General features: G+C 71.0%; 16 protein-coding genes. 6 read left to right on the forward strand and 10 right to left on the reverse strand.

What is annotated here, in order from left to right; all coding sequences use genetic code 11:
* The first annotated feature begins 35 nt into the window (after positions 1-35).
* From ACEN9J_RS11560 to ACEN9J_RS11580, 5 genes are read left to right on the forward strand one after another with little or no spacing between them, the layout of a single operon-like run.
* Positions 36-851 (forward strand): ABC transporter permease, encoded by an 816-nt coding sequence (locus ACEN9J_RS11560; protein ID WP_209541145.1) that lies wholly within the window; start codon positions 36-38, stop codon positions 849-851.
* A complete protein-coding gene (locus tag ACEN9J_RS11565; RefSeq protein WP_413764131.1) occupies positions 848-1,900 on the forward strand; it encodes an NAD-dependent epimerase/dehydratase family protein in 1,053 nt (350 codons plus the stop codon). The genes ACEN9J_RS11560 and ACEN9J_RS11565 overlap by 4 nt, the downstream gene beginning before the upstream one ends.
* Positions 1,901-1,911: 11 nt before the next feature.
* The gene (locus ACEN9J_RS11570; RefSeq protein ID WP_413764132.1) at positions 1,912-2,790 is read left to right on the forward strand and encodes a GNAT family N-acetyltransferase; all 879 of its coding nucleotides are present in this window, start codon (positions 1,912-1,914) and stop codon (positions 2,788-2,790) included.
* A gap of 11 nt (positions 2,791-2,801) precedes the next feature.
* On the forward strand, positions 2,802-3,869 hold the full coding sequence (locus ACEN9J_RS11575) for a dihydrodipicolinate synthase family protein (protein WP_413764133.1): 1,068 nt from the start codon (positions 2,802-2,804) through the stop codon (positions 3,867-3,869).
* Positions 3,866-4,654: an ABC transporter ATP-binding protein gene (locus ACEN9J_RS11580; protein ID WP_413764134.1), complete on the forward strand. Its 789-nt coding sequence runs from the start codon at positions 3,866-3,868 to the stop codon at positions 4,652-4,654. Before ACEN9J_RS11575 ends, ACEN9J_RS11580 begins: the two co-directional genes overlap by 4 nt.
* A gap of 11 nt (positions 4,655-4,665) precedes the next feature.
* Here the strand turns inward: ACEN9J_RS11580 and ACEN9J_RS11585 are convergent, their stop codons facing one another.
* The 7 genes from ACEN9J_RS11585 to ACEN9J_RS11615 form a co-directional block, all read right to left on the reverse strand.
* Positions 4,666-5,682: an XdhC family protein gene (locus ACEN9J_RS11585; RefSeq protein WP_057589584.1), complete on the reverse strand. Its 1,017-nt coding sequence runs from the start codon at positions 5,680-5,682 to the stop codon at positions 4,666-4,668.
* 39 nt (positions 5,683-5,721) lie between these two features.
* Complete coding sequence (locus ACEN9J_RS11590; RefSeq protein WP_413764135.1) at positions 5,722-6,387, reverse strand: CoxG family protein; 666 nt, start codon at positions 6,385-6,387, stop codon at positions 5,722-5,724.
* Positions 6,388-6,432: 45 nt separating this feature from the next.
* Positions 6,433-7,635: a vWA domain-containing protein gene (locus tag ACEN9J_RS11595; RefSeq protein WP_413764136.1), complete on the reverse strand. Its 1,203-nt coding sequence runs from the start codon at positions 7,633-7,635 to the stop codon at positions 6,433-6,435.
* Positions 7,636-7,762: 127 nt separating this feature from the next.
* A complete protein-coding gene (locus ACEN9J_RS11600) occupies positions 7,763-8,662 on the reverse strand; it encodes an AAA family ATPase (protein WP_413764137.1) in 900 nt (299 codons plus the stop codon).
* Positions 8,663-8,847: 185 nt separating this feature from the next.
* The gene (locus ACEN9J_RS11605) at positions 8,848-9,639 is read right to left on the reverse strand and encodes an FAD binding domain-containing protein (protein ID WP_413764138.1); all 792 of its coding nucleotides are present in this window, start codon (positions 9,637-9,639) and stop codon (positions 8,848-8,850) included.
* Between the two features lie 37 nt (positions 9,640-9,676).
* Positions 9,677-12,064 carry a xanthine dehydrogenase family protein molybdopterin-binding subunit gene (locus ACEN9J_RS11610; protein ID WP_413764139.1) on the reverse strand — a complete coding sequence of 796 codons (2,388 nt, stop codon included), beginning with the start codon at positions 12,062-12,064 and terminating at the stop codon, positions 9,677-9,679.
* A gap of 10 nt (positions 12,065-12,074) precedes the next feature.
* Positions 12,075-12,578, reverse strand: coding sequence for a (2Fe-2S)-binding protein (locus ACEN9J_RS11615; protein WP_057589578.1), 504 nt, complete (start codon positions 12,576-12,578; stop codon positions 12,075-12,077).
* Positions 12,579-12,795: 217 nt separating this feature from the next.
* Between ACEN9J_RS11615 and ACEN9J_RS11620 the strand changes: the two genes are divergently transcribed.
* Positions 12,796-13,941 carry a helix-turn-helix domain-containing protein gene (locus tag ACEN9J_RS11620; RefSeq protein ID WP_296730227.1) on the forward strand — a complete coding sequence of 382 codons (1,146 nt, stop codon included), beginning with the start codon at positions 12,796-12,798 and terminating at the stop codon, positions 13,939-13,941.
* Position 13,942: 1 nt separating this feature from the next.
* On the opposite strand, the gene ACEN9J_RS11625 is transcribed toward ACEN9J_RS11620, so the two are convergent.
* The 3 genes from ACEN9J_RS11625 to ACEN9J_RS11635 all read right to left on the reverse strand — a co-directional run bounded on the left by ACEN9J_RS11625 (position 13,943) and on the right by ACEN9J_RS11635 (position 17,146).
* A complete protein-coding gene (locus ACEN9J_RS11625; protein WP_413764140.1) occupies positions 13,943-14,320 on the reverse strand; it encodes a nuclear transport factor 2 family protein in 378 nt (125 codons plus the stop codon).
* Between the two features lie 100 nt (positions 14,321-14,420).
* Positions 14,421-15,896: a M81 family metallopeptidase gene (locus ACEN9J_RS11630; protein ID WP_413764141.1), complete on the reverse strand. Its 1,476-nt coding sequence runs from the start codon at positions 15,894-15,896 to the stop codon at positions 14,421-14,423.
* Entirely contained in the window at positions 15,893-17,146 is a 1,254-nt protein-coding gene (locus ACEN9J_RS11635) for a Zn-dependent hydrolase (RefSeq protein WP_413764142.1), read from the reverse strand. The genes ACEN9J_RS11630 and ACEN9J_RS11635 overlap by 4 nt, the downstream gene beginning before the upstream one ends.
* Positions 17,147-17,170: the final 24 nt, after the last annotated feature.

The following is a 17,170-nucleotide window of genomic DNA, read 5'->3' on the forward strand; positions in this document are numbered from 1 at the left end:
GATCCGCCGCATTGTTTCCTTCCACAGGAATTGAGATGACGGCATCCGACGGCGCCTCCCCGCCCACCGCAAGCTCCGCGCCGCTGTCCGGCGAACGCCCCGCCTGGCAGCGCTGGGCCGTGGTGGTCGCGGTGCACATCGCGGCGGTGCTGCTGTGGGAGTTCGCGGTGCGCGCCTTCCAGATCCAGCCCTTCGTGCTGCCGGCGCCCTCGAAGGTGCTCGCCACGCTGGCCAATCCGCAGCACGCCTGGCTCATGAACACCGGCGTCACCGCACTCGAGGTGTTCGGCGGCTACGTGCTGGGCCTGGTGCTCGGCATCCTCTGCGCGCTGCTGTTCGTCACCAGCCGGCGGCTGATGCTGGTGGCCTTCCCGCTGCTGGTCACGCTCAACATGATCCCGAAGGTGGCGATGGGCCCGCTGGTGATCGTGTGGTTCAGCTACGGCATCGGACCGAACATCCTGATCACCTTCAGCCTGTGCTTCTTCCCGATCCTGCTGACCACCATCCGCGGCCTCAACGAGACCGAGCCCGAGCTGCTCGACCTCGTGCGCGCGCTCAAGGGCTCGCGCTGGCAGCTGTTTCGCTACATCCAGCTGCCGGGCTCGCTGCCCTACGTGTTCTCGGGCATGAAGGTCGCCACCATCCTCGCGGTCGCGGGTGCCGTGGTGGGCGAGTTCATCGCGTCGGAGCGCGGCCTGGGCTACCTGATGATCCAGGTGCAGGCCTCGCTCGACACCCCCGCGGTCTTCATGGCCGTGCTCCTCATCACCGGCCTGGGCGTGCTGCTCTACCTGCTGGTGCTGCTGCTGGAGCGCCTCTTCATCACCCAGGACGCCCGAATCCAATGAACACCACCACGCCCGTGCTCGACGACCTCCCCTTCCCCGAACGCTTCGACACCGAGGCCGCGCTCGAGGACTACCTCGCCACGCCATCGCGCGACCTGCTGCGCGACATGGCGCGCATCGACGGCGACCTGATGGTGCTCGGCGTCGGCGGCAAGATGGGCCCGACGCTCGCGCGGCTGGCGAAGAACGCGATGTCGGGCCGGCGCGTGATCGCGGTGGCGCGCTTCAGCGAGGCCGGCGTGCGCGAGGCGCTCGAGGCGCACGGCATCGAGACCCTGGCCTGCGACCTGCTCGACGCCGAGGCGATCGCGCAGCTGCCGCGCACGCCCAATGTGGTCTTCATGGCCGGGCGCAAGTTCGGCGCCGACGCCGACAACCCGCTGACCTGGGCCATGAACGCGCACGTGCCGGCGCTGGTGGCGCAGCACTTCAGCGGCTCGCGCATCGTGGCCTTCTCCACCGCCTGCGTCTATCCCTTCGTGCCGGTGATCGGCCAGGGCGCGCACGAGAGCGAGGCGCCCAATCCGCCCGGCGAGTACGCCAACTCCTGCGTGGGCCGCGAGCGCATGTTCGAGTACTTCTCGCAGCGCCACGGCACGCCGGGCCGGCTGTTCCGCCTGAGCTACGCCATCGACCTGCGCTACGGCGTGCTGGCCGACGTGGCCGGCAAGGTCTGGCGCGGCGAGCCGGTGGACGTGACCATGGGCCACGTCAACGTGATCTGGCAGGGCGACGCCAACGCGCAGGCGCTGCGCTGCCTCGCGGCCGCGACGGTGCCGACCTCGCCGCTCAACGTGAGCGGCCCCGAGACCACCTCGATCCGCTGGCTGGCCGAGGAGTTCGGCCGCCGCTTCGGCAAGCCGGTGCAGATCGCGGGCAGCGAGGCGCCCACCGCCTGGCTCATGAACACCGGCGAGGCCGAGCGGCTGTTCGGCTATCCGCGCGTGCCGTTGTCGCAGCTCGTGGGCTGGGTCGCCGACTGGATCGCGCGCGAGCAGCGCCAGTACGGCAAGCCGACCAAGTTCGAATCGCGCGACGGCAAGTACTGAAGGAAGACACCGTGCCCGCCACCGCCCTCGTCGAAACGCTGGACGCGCTCTCGCCGCGCGAGCTGCCGCAGCTGGACGCGCTGGTCGCGGCCAGCGGCTGGAACCAGCTCGCGGCGGACTGGCGGCTGTTCGAGCGGCTCGGCAGCGTGCACGCGATACGCGACGGTGAAGGAACGATCGTCGCGAGCGGCGCGGTGCTGCCGCTGGAGCGCGCAGCCGACGCACCACGCAACCAGCCCGGCGCCGCCTGGATCAGCATGATCCTCGTGGCGCCCGCCGCGCGCGGACAGGGCCTGGGCCGCGCGGTGTTCGCGCACTGCCTCGAGCGCGTGCGCGCGCAGGGCCGCGTCGCGATGCTCGATGCCACGCCGCAGGGCGAGCCGCTCTATGCGAGCTTCGGGTTCGCGCCGCTGTGGCGGCTCACGCGCTGGCGCCGCGAGGCGCTCGCGCAGGCGGCCGGTCCGGCGCCGGTCGACCGGCCCGATGCCGCACCGCTTGCCGCGCTCGCCGCGCTCGACACCGAGGCCCTGGGCCTCGCCCGCCCCCAGGTGCTCGCCGACCTGCTCGCGCGCCCGGGCAGCCGCTGTGTGCGCGATGGCCTGGCCTTCGCCCTCGTGCGCGAAGGCCGCGTCGCCCATCACATCGGCCCGCTGCTCGCTGCCGACGAGGCCCATGCCCGCGCGCTGCTGCCGCGCGCGCTCGCCGGTATCGCCGGCCCGGTGCTGATCGACGTGCCCGACGGCCGCGCGCAACTCGCGCAGGCGCTGCGCGCGGCCGGCTTCGAACCCCAGCGCGGCTTCGCGCGCATGGCGCTGCCGCCCGCGGGCACGGCGGCGCCGGCTGGTCATCCCTCGTTCATCCACGCCATTGCCGGCCCCGAGTTCGGCTGAGGACTTCGCACATGCCATTGAACCGCTCCGACCTGCCCGCCGACGTGCTCGCGCTGCTCGCCAAGGGCACCGTGATCCCGGCCCATCCGCTCGCGCTCGATGCCGAACGCCGCTTCGACCGCCGGCGCCAGCGCGCGCTGACGCGCTACTACGTCGATGCCGGCGCGGGCGGGCTCGCGGTCGGCGTGCACACCACGCAGTTCGCGATCCGCGAGCGCGGCCTCTATGCCGAGGTGCTCGAGGCCGCGATGGCCGACCGCCTGGCCTGGAGCGACCGGCCGATGGCGATGATCGCCGGCCTCTGCGGCCCCACCGCGCAGGCGAGCGCCGAGGCGCGCACCGCCGTCTCGCTCGGCTACCACGCGGGCCTCCTGAGCCTGGCCGCGCTGGCCGGCGCCTCGGAAGACGCGCTGATCGCCCACTGCGAGGCGGTCGCGCGGGAGATCCCGCTCATCGGCTTCTACCTGCAGACCGTGGTCGGCGGCCCGGTGCTGTCGAGCGGCTTCTGGCGCCGCTTCGCCTCGATCCCGAACGTGCTCGCGATCAAGGTCGCGCCCTTCAACCGCTACCGCACCATCGACGTGGTGCGCGGCGTGGTCGAGGCGCGCGCCGAGGAGCGCGTGTTCCTCTACACCGGCAACGACGACCACATCGTGCTCGACCTCGCCCTGCCCTTCGCGGCCATGCGCGACGGCACGCCGGTGCAGGTGCGCTTTCGCGGCGGGCTGCTGGGCCACTGGTCGGTCTGGACCGCGGGCGCGGTGCAACTGCTCGCGCGCATCCAGGCCGAGCTGGCGGCCGGCCACGGCACGCTGAGCCCCGAGCTGCTCGCGCTCGATGCGCGCGTGACCGACTGCAACGCCGCCTTCTTCGACGTGGCGAACAATTTCCACGGCTGCATCGCGGGCTGCCACGAGGTGCTGCGGCGCCAGGGGCTGCTCGAGGGCATCTGGTGCCTCGACCCGGCCGAAGGGCTGGGCGCGGGCCAGTCGGTGGAGATCGACCGCGTGTACGCCGCGCACGGCGACCTCGCCGACGATGCCTTCGTGCGCGACAACCTCGCACGGTGGCTGGCATGACCGCGACCGCCGTTCGCGCCGAGGTCGAAGTGCCGCTGATCCGCATGCGCGGCCTGCGCAAGGTCTACCGCCGCCGCGACCAGGAGTTCCTCGCGGTCTCCGACGTCACGATGGACATCCACGCGGGCGACATGGTGTCGCTGGTCGGCCCCTCGGGCTGCGGCAAGTCGACGCTGCTGAAGATCCTCGCCGGGCTGCACGGCCACGACGGCGGCACGCTGGAGATCGGCGGCGACCAGGCCTTCGAGCCGGGCCGCGACGTGGGCATGGTGTTCCAGCAGCCGCTGCTGCTGAAGTGGCGCACCATCCTCGAGAACGTGCTGCTGCCGGCCGATATCCTGGGCCTCGACCGCAAGGCCGCGACGCAGCGCGCGCACGAACTGCTCGAGATGGTCGGCCTCGCGGGCTTCGCCGACAAGCGGCCCTACGAGCTCTCGGGCGGCATGCAGCAGCGCGCCGCGATCGCGCGCGCGCTGATCCACGAACCCAAGCTGGTGCTGATGGACGAGCCCTTCGGCGCGCTCGATGCGCTCACGCGCGAGAAGATGAACCTCGAGATGCTGCGGATCTGGGAGCGCAGCCGCACCACCTTCGTGGTGGTCACGCACAGCATCCAGGAGGCGGTGTTCCTCGGCTCGCACTGCGCGGTGCTCACGGCGGGGCCGGCGCGCATGGCCGACTTCTTTCCGATCGAGCTGCCAGCGCCGCGCACGCTGCACATCAAGACCAGCGCCGAGTTCGGCCTCTACGTGCGGCGCATCTACGACCTGCTCGGGGTCGAGTAGACCCCTGCGGCTCAGGCCGGCAGCAGCCGTTCCTTGGCGCGCGCCACTTCCATCTCGCGCGGCAGCGGCACGGCGTTCTTCACCGCGAGGATCTCCGCCATCACGCTGACCGCGATCTCGGGCGGCGTCTTGCTGCCGATGTAGATGCCGATCGGCCCGCGCAGCCGCGCCAGCGATTCGGCGGTCTGGTCGAAGTGCTCGATCATGCGGTCGCGCCGCGCGTCGGCATTGCGGCGCGAACCGATGGCGCCCACATAGAAGGCATCGCTCTGCAGCGCTTCGAGCAGCGCGAGGTCGTCGAGCTTGGGGTCGTGCGTGAGCGCCACCACGCAGCTGCGGCGGTCGGGCCGGAAGGCCAGCACCGCATCGTCGGGCATCTCGGTGGTGATCTGCACGCCGGGCAGCGACCAGGCGGTGCGGTACTCGGCGCGCGGATCGCACAGGGTGACCGCGAAGCCGCTGAACTTGGCCATGGTCGCGAGGTACTCGGCGAGCTGGCCGGCGCCGATCAGCAGCATGCGGTACTCGGGGCCGAAGGTGTTGGCCAGTTCGGTGTCGTCGACCGTGAGTTCGTCGGGCGCCTTGGCTTCCTCGAGCCGCACCACGCCCGTGGCCAGCTCGACGGTGCGCCGCATCAGCCGGCCCTGTTCGAGCTGCGACACCAGCGTGTCGAGCGCGCCCGCGTCGGGCGCGTACTCGAGCAGCAGCTCGAGCGTGCCGCCGCACGGCAGGCCGAAGCGGTGCGCCTCGTCGGCCGTGATGCCGTACTTCACCAGCGCGGGCGGCGCGCCCAGCGGCACCTCCTGGGCCTGGCCGTGGGCATGGCTGTAGCGCGCGATCAGGTCGTCCTCGATGCAGCCGCCCGAGACCGAGCCGACCACCGCGCCGTCTTCGGCCAGCGCCATGATCGAGCCCACGGGCCGCGGCGACGAGCCCCAGGTGCGCACCACCGTGGTCAGCAGCGCGCGCTTGCCGGCACGCCGCCAGTCGCGCAGCGTGCGAAGCACCATCACGTCGAGGTTTTCCATCGCGTCTTCTTTCGTGGAAAGCGGCGCCTGTCGGCCGTCTCAGCCGCCGCCGGCTTCGCCGCCTGCACCGGGCTCGGCGTCCTTGTCCGATTTCTTGCCGAGGCCGATCTTCTTCATGAAGCCGGCCACCGCGCCGGTCTTCTCGGCCGGCGCCTCCGCGTTCTCGGGCGCCGCGGCCGGCGGCGGGCCGTAGCGGCTTTGCATCTCGGCTTCGAAGCGCTTGAAGAAATCGTCGGCCGTGGACTTGGCCGCGCCGTCGATCAGGCGCTGGCCGAGCTGGGCGATCTTGCCGCCGACCTGGGCCTGCACCGTGTAGTCGAGCTCGCAGCCGGCGGGGGCGACGGCCGGGGCCGCCTCGGCGCCCTCGGCCGCGGGTGCATCCGTGGGCGCGGCCGGCGCGGCATCGGCCAGCGGCCGCAAGGTCACGCTCGACGAGCCCTTGGCGAAGCCGGCCACGCCGCCCTGCCCTTCGAAGGTGAGCTTGTAGCCGTCGGGCGCGACGATGTCCGACAGCATCACCTTGCCGCTGAACTTGGCCGACACCGGGCCGATCTTGACCGCGAGGCCCACGCTGTAGGTGTTCTCTCCCGTCAGCTCGAACTTGTCGCAGCCGGGAATGCACTTCTTGAGCGTTTCCGGGTCGTTGAGCGCCTCCCAGGCCTGTTGCTGGGTGATGGCGAGCCGGCGGTTACCGAGCATTTCCATGGTGGTCTTTCCTTCTTGTGATCCTGTCCCGCGGCCCGAAGGCGGCTAGCGCCCCGACCGCATCAGCGCCGCGAGACTCGCGGCCAGCTGTTCGAGCGCGCTGAGATTGTGAACCGCGAGCATCGCGTCCGCATGGCGGTGCAGCACGCCGGCCCCACGCGCCAAAGGGGCGTAGCCCTCGAAGCGCAGCAGCGGGTTGAGCCACAGCAGCCGGCGCGAATGGCGTTTCAGCCACTGCAGTTCCTGCGCGAGCTGGGCCGGCTCGCCGGTGTCGAGCCCGTCGCTGATGACCAGCACCAGCGTGCGGCGGCCGATCAGCCGGCGCGCGTGGCGCTGGCGCAGCTCGGCCAGCGAGCTGCCGAGCCGCGTGCCGCCCGCGAAATCGTCGATGGCGAGGCTGGCCGCGGCCAGCATGTCGTCGGTGTCGGCCAGCCGGAAGGCCGGCGTGAGATCGGTCAGCCCGGTGCCGAAGGCGAACACGTCGCGCCGGCCCGCGCGCCGCGTGGCCGCGTGCAGGAAAGCCAGCAGCAGCCGCGCATAGCGCTCCATCGAGCCCGAGACGTCGACCAGCACCAAGAGCGGCAGCGGCTGTTCGCGCCGCGCCAGCCGCGGCAGGCGCAGCATCTCGCCGCCGGTGCGCGCCGCCTCGTGCAGCACGCCGGGCCAGTGCATGCGCGCATGGCGGCCGCTCTCGCCGGCCGGGCGCAGGCGCCGCGTGGGCAGCCGCGGCACCGGCAGCGAGATGTCGCGCGCGAGCCGCTCGACCAGCCGGTACTCGGCCGCGCCCAGCGCATTGAAGTCGGCATGGTGCAGCCGCTGGCGATCGCTCGCGGTCATGGCGGCGTCGAACTCGACCTCCTTGTCGGGCAGCGCAGCCAGCGGCGGTTTGTGCGGATCGCGCGGCGCGGCCAGCGCCTCGCGCACGCGCGGCCGGCGCTTCGAGGGCTCGGCCTTGCCCTCGGCGCTCGGCAGCATCTGCGCGAGCAGCTTGTTGGCGAGCTCGGGGTCGCGGAACCAGGCGTCGAACAGCTCGCGGAACACCAGCCGATCCTGCTCGCGGCTGACCATCACGGCCTCGAGCGCGGCACTGAGGTCGATCCTGCGCTCCACGCCGACCAGCGTGGCGGCCTCCTCGGCCAGCGCGATGCGCGCGGCGTCGGTGCGCACGCCCGCGCGGCGCAGCGCCCGGCCGAAGGCGGCGATGTTGCCGGCCAGCTTGCCGGTGCGGGCGTCGCCTAGCTGTTGCATCTCTGAATACGGGAGCGGGGACCGAACGCAGACGTCGCGAAGGTTTCGCAGAGGTCGCAGAAAAGAAAATCCAAGGATTTCTTCTGCGACTTCTGCGCTGCTTTCGGCTTCCTTCTGCGTTCGGCTTTCATGCCCCCGCTTCCTCGGGCTTGAGCAGCTCGCTCGCCAGCTCGCGCGTCAGCGCCGCCACGTCGTCGCGCTGCTTGAACAGGATGCCGGCGGTGTCGGACACCACCTCGGGATCGAGCTCGACCGTGTCAAGCGCGATCAGCGCGCGCGCCCACTCCACGCTCTCGGCAATGCCGGGCGCGCGCTGGAAGGCGTTGACGAAGGGCGCGCTGCGCAGACGGGCCGCGAAATCGGCCACCTGCGCCGACAGCTTCTCGCCCACGCCCGGCACCTGGGCACGCACGATGGCCAGTTCGCGTTCGCGCTCGGGATAGTCGAGCCAGTGGTAGAGGCAGCGCCGCTTCACGGCGTCGTTGAGTTCGCGCGTGCGGTTGCTCGTGAGGATGGTGACCGGTGCCACCTCGGCGCGGATGGTGCCGAGCTCGGGAATGCTGACCTGGTACTCGCCGAGGTACTCGAGCAGGAAGGCCTCGAAGGGCTCGTCGGCGCGGTCGACCTCGTCGATCAGCAGCACCGCGCCCGGGGCCGGCGCCTGCAGCGCCTGCAGCAGCGGGCGACGGATCAGGTAGTGCGGCTGGTAGACCTCGGCCTCGACGTCGCGCACCGCGCCCGAGGCCTCGACCGCGCGCATGTGCAGCAGCTGCGCCGCGTAGTTCCATTCGTAGAGCGCCTCGCGCTGCTCGAGGCCGTCGTAGCACTGCAGCCGCAGCAGCTCGCGCTGCAGCGCCTTGGCCAGCGCCTTCGCGAGCTCGGTCTTGCCCACGCCGGGCTCGCCCTCGAGCAGCAGCGGGCGCTGCAGCTTCAGCGCGAGGAACACGGCGGTCGCGAGCCGGCGGTCGGCGTAGTAGCCGGCGCGCAGCAGGCCGTCGGTGAGGGAGTCGATGGTCTCGAAGGTCATGGCCTAGGGTAATGCACGGCCGCAGGGAGGACGCCGGGAAGCGGACATCCGGACGCAGAGGACGCGAAGGTTTCGCGAAGGGCGCGAAAGGGAAACCGAAAAACTTCTTCGGATGTTCTTTTGCGCCCTTCGCGAAACCTTCGCGTTCTTCGCGTCCGGTCAGCCCGTGTTCGACGGCTGCTGGATCAGCCCAGCGCCTTCGTCACCGCGCGCTGCGTCAGCACGTTGATCAGGTTGGCGCGGTAGGCCGCCGTGGCGTGCAGGTCGGTGTTGAGCTCGCTGGGGTCGATCTTCACGCCGGCCGCGGCGGCGGCGGTGAAGCTCTTGTTCAGCGCATCCTCGAGCCCCGCGTGCCGGAACACGCCGTTGCCCGCACCGGTGATGGCCACGCGCACGCCGCTGTCGTACTGCGCGAGGAACACGCCGACCAGCGGGAAATGCGAGGCCTTCTGGCGCAGCTTCTCGTAGACCGCGCGCTTCGGGATCGGGAAGCGGATCGCGGTGATCAGCTCGCCATCCTCGAGCGCGATGGTGAACAGGCCCAGGAAGAAGTCGTCGGCCGCGATCTCGCGCTTGCTCGTGACCACGGTCGCGCCCGTTGCCAGCACCGCGCTCGGATAGCAGGCGGCCGGATCGTTGTTGGCCACCGAGCCGCCGATGGTGCCCATCGCGCGCACCTGCCGGTCGCCGATGCGCGAGGCCAGGTCGGCCAGCGCCGGGAAGGCGGCCTTCACCTCGGCGTTGTTGGCCACGTCGAGGTGGCGCGACATGGCACCGATGACGAGGGCATCGCCATCCTTCCGGATGCCGGTGAGTTCCTTGATGCCGCCGAGGTCGACGAGCTGCTCGGGCGCCGACAGGCGCAGCTTCATCGAGGCCAGCAGGGTCTGGCCGCCCGCCAGGGGCTTGCCGCCGGCTTCGGCCAGCTTGACGGCGTCGGCCAGGGCCGCGGGCCGTTCGAACGTGAAGGCGTACATGGGGTGGTTCCTTCTTTATTTATAGATATGGGGGTGATCAGGCGGCAGCGCCTGCCTTCTGCATCGCTTCCCAGACGCGGCTCGACGAGGCCGGCATGTCGAAGTCCTTCACGCCCAGCGGTGCCAGCGCATCGAGCACGGCGTTGATGACCGCCGGCGGCGAGCCGATCGCGCCCGCCTCGCCGCAGCCCTTGGTGCCCAGCGGGTTGTGGGTGCAGGGCGTGCAGACGGTGTCGAGCTTGAACTGCGGGAACTCGGCCGCGCGCGGCATGGCGTAGTCCATGAAGCTGCCGGTGAGCAACTGGCCGGTCTCGTTGTCGTAGACGCAGTTCTCGAGCAGCGCCTGGCCGATGCCCTGCACCAGCCCGCCGTGCACCTGGCCCTCGACGATCATCGGATTGATGATGGTGCCGAAGTCGTCCACCGCGGTGAAGCGGTCCACGCGCACCTCGCCCGTCTGCTTGTCGATCTCGACCTCGCAGATGTAGGTGCCGCCCGGGAAGGTGAAGTTGGTCGGGTCGTAGAAGGCGGTCTCGTTGAGGCCCGGCTCGAGCTTGTCGAGCGGGTAGTTGTGCGGCACGTAGGCCGTCAGCGCCACCTGGCCGAACGGGATCTTCTTGTCGGTGCCCTTGACCGTGAACTCGCCGTTGGCGAACTCGATGTCGGCGTCGCTCGCCTCCATCAGGTGGGCCGCGATCTTCTTGGCCTTGGCCTCGATCTTGTCGAGCGCCTTCATGATGGCCGCGCCGCCGACCGAGATCGAGCGCGAGCCGTAGGTGCCCATGCCGAAGGGCACGCGGCCGGTGTCGCCGTGCACCACGTCGACCGCCTCGACCGCGATGCCCAGGCGCGCCGCCACCACCTGCGCGAAGGTGGTCTCGTGGCCCTGGCCATGGCTGTGCGAGCCGGTGAACACGGTCACGCTGCCGGTCGGGTGCACGCGGATCTCGCCACACTCGAACAGGCCCGCGCGCGCGCCGAGCGCGCCCGCGATGTTCGATGGCGCGATGCCGCAGGCCTCGATGTAGCTCGAGTAGCCGATGCCGCGCAGCTTGCCGGCCGCCTCGCTGGCCGACTTGCGCTGGGCATAGCCCTCGACCTCGGCCAGCTTGCGCGCCTTGTCCATGCAGGCATGGAAGTCGCCGGTGTCGTACTGCAGCGCCACCGGCGTCTGGTACGGGAAGGCGGTGATGAAGTTGCGCTGGCGGATCTCGTCCTGGCCCAGGTTCATTTCCCAGGCGCAGCGCGAGACCAGCCGCTCGAGCAGGTAGGTGGCCTCGGGCCGGCCGGCGCCGCGGTAGGCGTCGACCGGTGCCGTGTTGGTGAACCAGGCATCGACCTCGACGTAGATCTGCGGCGTGGTGTACTGGCCCGCGAGCAGCGTGGCGTAGAGGATGGTCGGCACCGCGGTCGAGAAGGTCGACAGGTAGGCGCCGAGGTTGGCATCGGTGTGGACCCGCATCGCGAGGAACTTGCCGTCCTTGTCCATCGCCATCTCGGCATGGCTCACGTGGTCGCGGCCGTGCGCGTCCGACAGGAAGCATTCCGAGCGCTCGGCCGTCCACTTGATGTTGCGGTTGAGCTGCTTGGCGGCCCAGGTCAGGCACACGTCCTCGGCGTAGAGGAAGATCTTCGAGCCGAAGCCGCCGCCCACGTCGGGCGCGATCACGCGCACCTTGTGCTCGGGCAGGCCCAGCACGAAGGCCGTCATCAGCAGCCGCTCGACGTGCGGGTTCTGGTTCGAGACGTAGAGCGTGTAGTCGTCGGTGCCGCGGCTGTAGCTGCCGATGGCCACGCGCGGCTCGATCGGGTTGGGGATCAGCCGGTTGTTGACCAGGTCGAGCTTCGTGACGTGCGCGGCGCCCGCGAAGGCGGCATCGACCGCCGCCTTGTCGCCCAGCGCCCACTTGTAGCACTGGTTGTCGGGCGCCTCGTCGTGGATCGTGACGCCGCCGGCTTTCTTCGCCGCGTCGGCCACGCCGACCAATGCGGGCAGTACCTCGTACTCGACCACCACGGCCTCGGCGGCGTTCTTCGCCTGCTCGACCGTCTCGGCCACCACCATCGCGACATGGTCGCCGACGTAGCGCACCTTGTTGATCGCGAGGATCGGGTGCATCGGCTCCTTCATCGGCGTGCCGTCGGGGTTGTTGATCAGCCAGCCGCAGGGCAGCCCGCCCATCTTGCCCTCGATGTCCTTGCCGCTGAAGATGCCGACCACGCCGGGCATCGTGAGCGCGTCGACGATGTCGACCGAGACGATGCGCGCATGCGCGTGCGGGGAGCGGACGAACACCGCGTGCGACTGGTTCGCCAGCGTGATGTCGTCGGTGTAGTTGCCCGCACCGGTCAGGAACCGGTAGTCTTCCTTGCGCCGCAGCGCGTTGCCGATGTGCGGCAGGTTCGCGAAGTCGGAGGCACCCATGTCGCTCTCCTCAGGCCGCGGCCGTGGCCTGGACCGGAACCGGCTTGCCCGAGGCCATGGCCTCGCCGCCCATCTGCACGGCCTTGACGATGTTCTGGTAGCCGGTACAGCGGCACAGGTTGCCGTCGAGCAGCTCGCGGATCTCGGATTCGCTCGACTTGGGGTGGTGGGTGCACAGGTCGATGGCGCTCATGACCATCCCCGGGGTACAGAAGCCGCATTGCAGGCCGTGGCATTCCTTGAACGCGGCCTGCATCGGGTGCATGGTGCCGTCGGGCTGGGCCACGCCCTCGATGGTGGTGATCTCGGCGCCGGCCACCTGGGCCGCCAGGATGTTGCACGATTTGACGGCGCGGCCGTCGACGTGGACGGTGCAGGCGCCGCACTGGGCGGTGTCGCAGCCGACGTGGGTGCCGGTGAGGTGGAGGTGCTCGCGGATCGCGTGCACGAGGAGGGTGTTGGGTGGCGCGTCGACGGTGACCGAGCGGCCGTTGACCTTGAGGGCTACCTGCATGTGGCTGTCTCCGTGAAGGGTGATGGCTGACGGGCCCGCACCCACGCTGCGGCGTGGCGGCATGGGCGGGCCCCGTGGGCATCTTGGATGCCGACCCCCTGCACTATCCTAGGCAAAACCCTCGACGCTTGCGCCGGGGGCCTGAAATTCTCAAAATGAAACAGCTTGCCGTTCGGCAGGTCCCCAAAACGGGCGTCCCACGCGCCCCGCAAACAAGATGCTCGCTTCCAACGCCCTGCCGACACCCGAGCGCTCGCTGGCCATCGCCCAGGCCCGACAGGCCCTGATCCATGGCGATGCCGCCGATCTCCGCGTTCCGCCCGGCAGCCGCATCGAACCCTGGATCGCCCGCTCGTGGCAGCGCTGCATCGAGGCCGGCCAGCAGCCGCAGCAGCGCGTGAGCTTCGAGCCCGTGGGCCGCGGCGTCCAGCGCGAGGTGATGGAACGCAACCGCGCCCTGGTGTCGGCCGCGCGTCCGGTGATCGAACGCCTGTCGCGCGCCATCGCCGACACCCGCTATTTCGCCGTGCTCACCGATGCCGAGGGCATCGTGGTCGACCTCGGCGTGCTGCCCGACGGCACCGACGACGCGAGCCGCTATGCGCGCAACATCGGGCGCATCGGCGTCGACCTGTCGGAGCGCGCCATCGGCACCAGCGCGATCGGCACCGCGCTGGCCGAGCAGGAATCGGTCTGGCTGCACGGCGGCGAGCATTTCTTCGACGACACCAGCGTCTACAGCTGCGCCGGCGCGCCGCTGTTCGGTCCCCAGGGCGACTGCATCGGCATGCTCGACCTGACCGGCGTGCAGGTGGCCGAGCGGCCCGAGCTGCGCCACCTCGCGACCCTGTCGGCGCGCAGCATCGAGAACGCGCTGGTGCTGCGCGCGCCCTGTGCGATGCTGCTGCGCCTGGCCTGGCCCGGCTGCGCCACCAGCGAGGCGGCCGAGGGCCTGCTGTGCATCGACGGCGGCGGCAACGTCACGGGCGCCAATGCTGCGGCGCGGCAAATGCTGCACCAGCCGCTGGCGCGCAGCCAGGGCGGCCTGCATTGCAACGACCTGTTCGCGCTGCCGCTCGACATGCTGTTCGATGCCGCGCGGCGCGGCGACGCGGTGCTCGAGGTGCCGCTGTGGTCGGGCCTGCGGGTGCAGGTGCGGCCCCAGCGCGGCGACGGCAGCAGCCACGGCGCCGCCGCGCCCGAGCCGCGACCGCGGCTGCGCGACGTGGAAACCGCGCTGATCCGCAAGGCCGTGGCCGATGCCCGCGGCAACGTGGCCGAGGCGGCGCGCGCGCTGGGCATCAGCCGCGCTACCGTCTACCGCAAGCTCTGGCGCGGGCGCGGCACCGGCACCGCGGACTGACTCAGGCGCCGACCGGCACCTTGTCGAGAAAGCCGGTCACCGAGCGCAGCTTGCCCGCGTCCAGCCGCACGAAGTCGGTGCCCTGGATCAGGTCCTCGGCGCCGCTCGGCCCGAGCGTCCACGAGAAGCGCACATGGTCGCCGTGCGCGTCGGCCTTGCCCAGCAGGTTGAAGCGGAAGCCCGGGTAGCGCTGGTGCACGGCGCCGACCAGCGCGCTGATCTGCGCATGGCCGCTGCCCTGCATGAGCGGGTCGACGTACTGCGCGTCGACCGACCAGCCGGCTTCGAGCAGCGCGGCGCGGCGCGCGGGATCGGTCTCGTTCCAGACGGCGATATAGCCCTGGGCGATGGCGGCGGGGTCGTGGGCGGCGGTGTTCATGGCGACGATTCCTTTCGTTGAATCCCGCGACGTTGCGGGGTGAAGGAATGGTCGTTTCAGCGGCGCTCGGGGTCCATGACGTGGGAGGTCATGAAAGCCTTCAGATCGGGTCGAGCGGAAACACCGGCCGCCGCACCTTGCCGAACGGGAACAGGCCGTAGTCCGAACTGGTCACGCCGCGGCTGTCGCACTCCACCAGCGCGGCCGCGAGCGGCTCGAACACCGGCCGGCAGTACATGCGCGACTTCAGCAGCAGGAAGCGCTCGCGGCGCGGATCGAGCCCCGTGCATGCGAACACGCCGATGTCCCACGGCTCCTGCGTGCGCTCGGTGACCACGATGCGCGCGGCGCCGATGTCGAACAGCACCGTGCGGCCCATGCTGGCGCGCTGGCCGGTGTAGGTCGGGCCGGTGATGACGTACTCGCCGTCGCAGATCGTGCGCACCGTGCCCGTGAGCCGCACCGGCGCGTTCTCGCGGCCGATGCCGGCCAGCGAGACCTTGTTGCCCAGCGCCACCGTCGCAGTTGCGCCCTCGCCCGCCGCGACCAGTTCGGCCACCGCATCGGGATCGCACAGCGGCCCGACGCCGATGCCCTCGAGCCCCTGGGCCAGCGCCTCCTGCAGCACGTCCATGGTGTCGCAGCTGCCGCCCGACATGCAGTTGTCGCCATGGTCGAGCAGCAGCACCGGACGCTCGGCGCCTTCGGCCAGCTGCTTCGCGCGCGCGACCGAGTCGGCCAGCGGCTCGCTGTCGTAGACGAAGGCCTCGCGCTCGTTCCACATCTGCGCCGCGATGCGGTCGGCCGTGGCCTGCGCGCGCTCGCCCGACTGCGCGTCGACCACGATCACGCTCATGCACGGCGCCTCGATGTCCGACAGCGAGAAGCCCGCGAGGATCGACACCGCGAGCGATTCGCCCGAGGCCTCGGCCGCGCGCGCGGCGTCGATGGCGTGCTGCATCGCGCCGGTGTAGGAGGCGCTGCGCAGCGTGTGGGCCATCAGCGGCAGCGAATGCCAGCGCATCGCGGGCCGCCCGCGCCCCGCCAGCAGGTCGAGCAGCAGCCGGCCCGCGTGTTCGCCGGTCTCGTACATGTCGACGTGCGGATAGGTCTTGAAGCCGACGATCACGTCGGCGTTCTCCACCATCGCGGGCGTAACGTTGGCATGCAGGTCGAGCGCCACGCCGATCGGCACGCCGGGCGCGGCCGCGCGCAGCCGCACCAGCAGGTCGCCCTCGCCGTCCGCGCTGTTGTGGGCCACCATCGCGCCATGCAGGTCGAGCAGGATCGCGTCGCAGCCCGGCGCCGCATCGACGATGCGTTGCGTGAGCGCGTCGTAGGCACGCGCGTCGACCGGCCCGCTCGGGTTGGCCGAGGCCGACACCGGCGTGACCAGCTCGGCGCCGGCCGCCTCGGCCAGGTCGATGAAGGCCGACATCGCGGTGCGCATGCCCTTGTTGTCGCGGTAGGCCTGCGCGCCGAAGGTCGGGCCGTCGGGCCCGAAGGCCGCGAGCGGCGTGGGCACGGGCGAGAAGGTGTTGGTCTCGTGGTTGAGACGCGCGATCAGCACCTTCATGCGGCCACCCCGGCGCTGCGGAGCATCGCCTGCAGCAACACATTGCAGCCGGCCTCGAGATGATCGGGCTGCGCGTCCTCGATCTCGTTGTGGCTGATGCCGTCGCGGCAGGGCACGAAGATCATCGCCGCGGGGCACACGCGCGCCAGGTACACCGCGTCGTGGCCGGCGCCGCTGATCACGTTCATCCAGCCCAGGCCCTGCGCCTCGGCCGCTTCGCGCACCGCCGACACCAGCGCCGGCGTGAAGGGCTGCGGCGGGAAGTACACGACCTGCTCGAGCGTCGCCTCCACCTTCGACGTGCCCGCGATGCGCTGCACCGCGGCCTTGAGCGCGGCGTCCATCGCCGACAGCACCACGTCGTCGGCCGCGCGCAGGTCCACGCTGAGCTTCACGCGGCCCGGGATCACGTTGCGCGAGTTCGGATAGGCATCGATCCAGCCGACCGTGCCGCGCCCGTGCGGCGCATGGGCCAGCGCGATGCGGTTGACCTCGGTCACCAGTTCGGCGGCCGCGAGCAGCGCGTCCTTGCGCAGCTCCATCGGCGTGGGACCGGCATGCGCCTCCATGCCCTGCAGCACCACGTCGTACCAGCGCTGGCCCAGCGCGCCCTCGACCACGCCGATGACGCGCTCGTGCGCCTCGAGCACCGGGCCCTGCTCGATGTGCGCCTCGAAGTAGGCGCCGACCGGCGACGAAGCCGCCGAGGCCGGCACGCTGCCCGCGTAGCCGATGGCCGCGAGCGCCTCGGCCACGCTCACGCCCTCGGTGTCGCGCTGCGCGAGCGCATGCTCGAGCGTGAAGGCATCGGCGAACACGCCCGAGCCCATCATCACGGGCACGAAGCGCGAGCCCTCCTCGTTGGTCCACACGGCCACCTCGATCGGCGCCTCGGTCTGCACGCCTGCGTCGTTGAGGCAGCGGATCACTTCCAGTCCGGCCAGCACGCCGTAGTTGCCATCGAACTTGCCGCCCGTGGGCTGGGTGTCGATGTGGCTGCCGGTGGTGACCGGCGGCAGCGCGGCGTTGCGGCCGGCGCGGCGCGCGAAGATGTTGCCGATGGCGTCGACGCGCACCTCGCAGCCCGCCTCGCGCGCCCAGCGCACGAACAGGTCGCGGCCCTGGCGGTCGAGTTCGGTCAGCGCGATGCGGCAGACGCCGCCCTTCTCGGTGGCGCCCAGGCGCGCCAGTTCCATCAGCGAGCGCCAGAGGCGCTGGCCGTCGATACGCAGTTCGGTGTGTGGTGTCATGGTTTTCTCTGAATCGATGGGGGC

Origin of the sequence: Variovorax sp. Varisp41, from assembly GCF_047325085.1 — a bacterium.
Classification (GTDB): Bacteria; Pseudomonadota; Gammaproteobacteria; order Burkholderiales; family Burkholderiaceae_C; genus Variovorax.

Excerpts from the sequence above, each read along its gene's own strand:
- ACEN9J_RS11595 (WP_413764136.1), bottom strand. The coding sequence starts at position 7,635 with ATGCAACAGCTAGGCGACGCCCGCACCGGCAAGCTGGCCGGCAACATC.
- ACEN9J_RS11565 (WP_413764131.1), top strand. The coding sequence starts at position 848 with ATGAACACCACCACGCCCGTGCTCGACGACCTCCCCTTCCCCGAACGC.
- ACEN9J_RS11575 (WP_413764133.1), top strand. The coding sequence starts at position 2,802 with ATGCCATTGAACCGCTCCGACCTGCCCGCCGACGTGCTCGCGCTGCTC.
- ACEN9J_RS11620 (WP_296730227.1), top strand. The coding sequence starts at position 12,796 with ATGCTCGCTTCCAACGCCCTGCCGACACCCGAGCGCTCGCTGGCCATC.
- ACEN9J_RS11630 (WP_413764141.1), bottom strand. The coding sequence starts at position 15,896 with ATGAAGGTGCTGATCGCGCGTCTCAACCACGAGACCAACACCTTCTCG.
- ACEN9J_RS11560 (WP_209541145.1), top strand. The coding sequence starts at position 36 with ATGACGGCATCCGACGGCGCCTCCCCGCCCACCGCAAGCTCCGCGCCG.
- ACEN9J_RS11590 (WP_413764135.1), bottom strand. The coding sequence starts at position 6,387 with ATGGAAATGCTCGGTAACCGCCGGCTCGCCATCACCCAGCAACAGGCC.
- ACEN9J_RS11610 (WP_413764139.1), bottom strand. The coding sequence starts at position 12,064 with ATGGGTGCCTCCGACTTCGCGAACCTGCCGCACATCGGCAACGCGCTG.
- ACEN9J_RS11605 (WP_413764138.1), bottom strand. The coding sequence starts at position 9,639 with ATGTACGCCTTCACGTTCGAACGGCCCGCGGCCCTGGCCGACGCCGTC.
- ACEN9J_RS11585 (WP_057589584.1), bottom strand. The coding sequence starts at position 5,682 with ATGGAAAACCTCGACGTGATGGTGCTTCGCACGCTGCGCGACTGGCGG.
- ACEN9J_RS11635 (WP_413764142.1), bottom strand. The coding sequence starts at position 17,146 with ATGACACCACACACCGAACTGCGTATCGACGGCCAGCGCCTCTGGCGC.
- ACEN9J_RS11600 (WP_413764137.1), bottom strand. The coding sequence starts at position 8,662 with ATGACCTTCGAGACCATCGACTCCCTCACCGACGGCCTGCTGCGCGCC.
- ACEN9J_RS11615 (WP_057589578.1), bottom strand. The coding sequence starts at position 12,578 with ATGCAGGTAGCCCTCAAGGTCAACGGCCGCTCGGTCACCGTCGACGCG.
- ACEN9J_RS11580 (WP_413764134.1), top strand. The coding sequence starts at position 3,866 with ATGACCGCGACCGCCGTTCGCGCCGAGGTCGAAGTGCCGCTGATCCGC.
- ACEN9J_RS11625 (WP_413764140.1), bottom strand. The coding sequence starts at position 14,320 with ATGAACACCGCCGCCCACGACCCCGCCGCCATCGCCCAGGGCTATATC.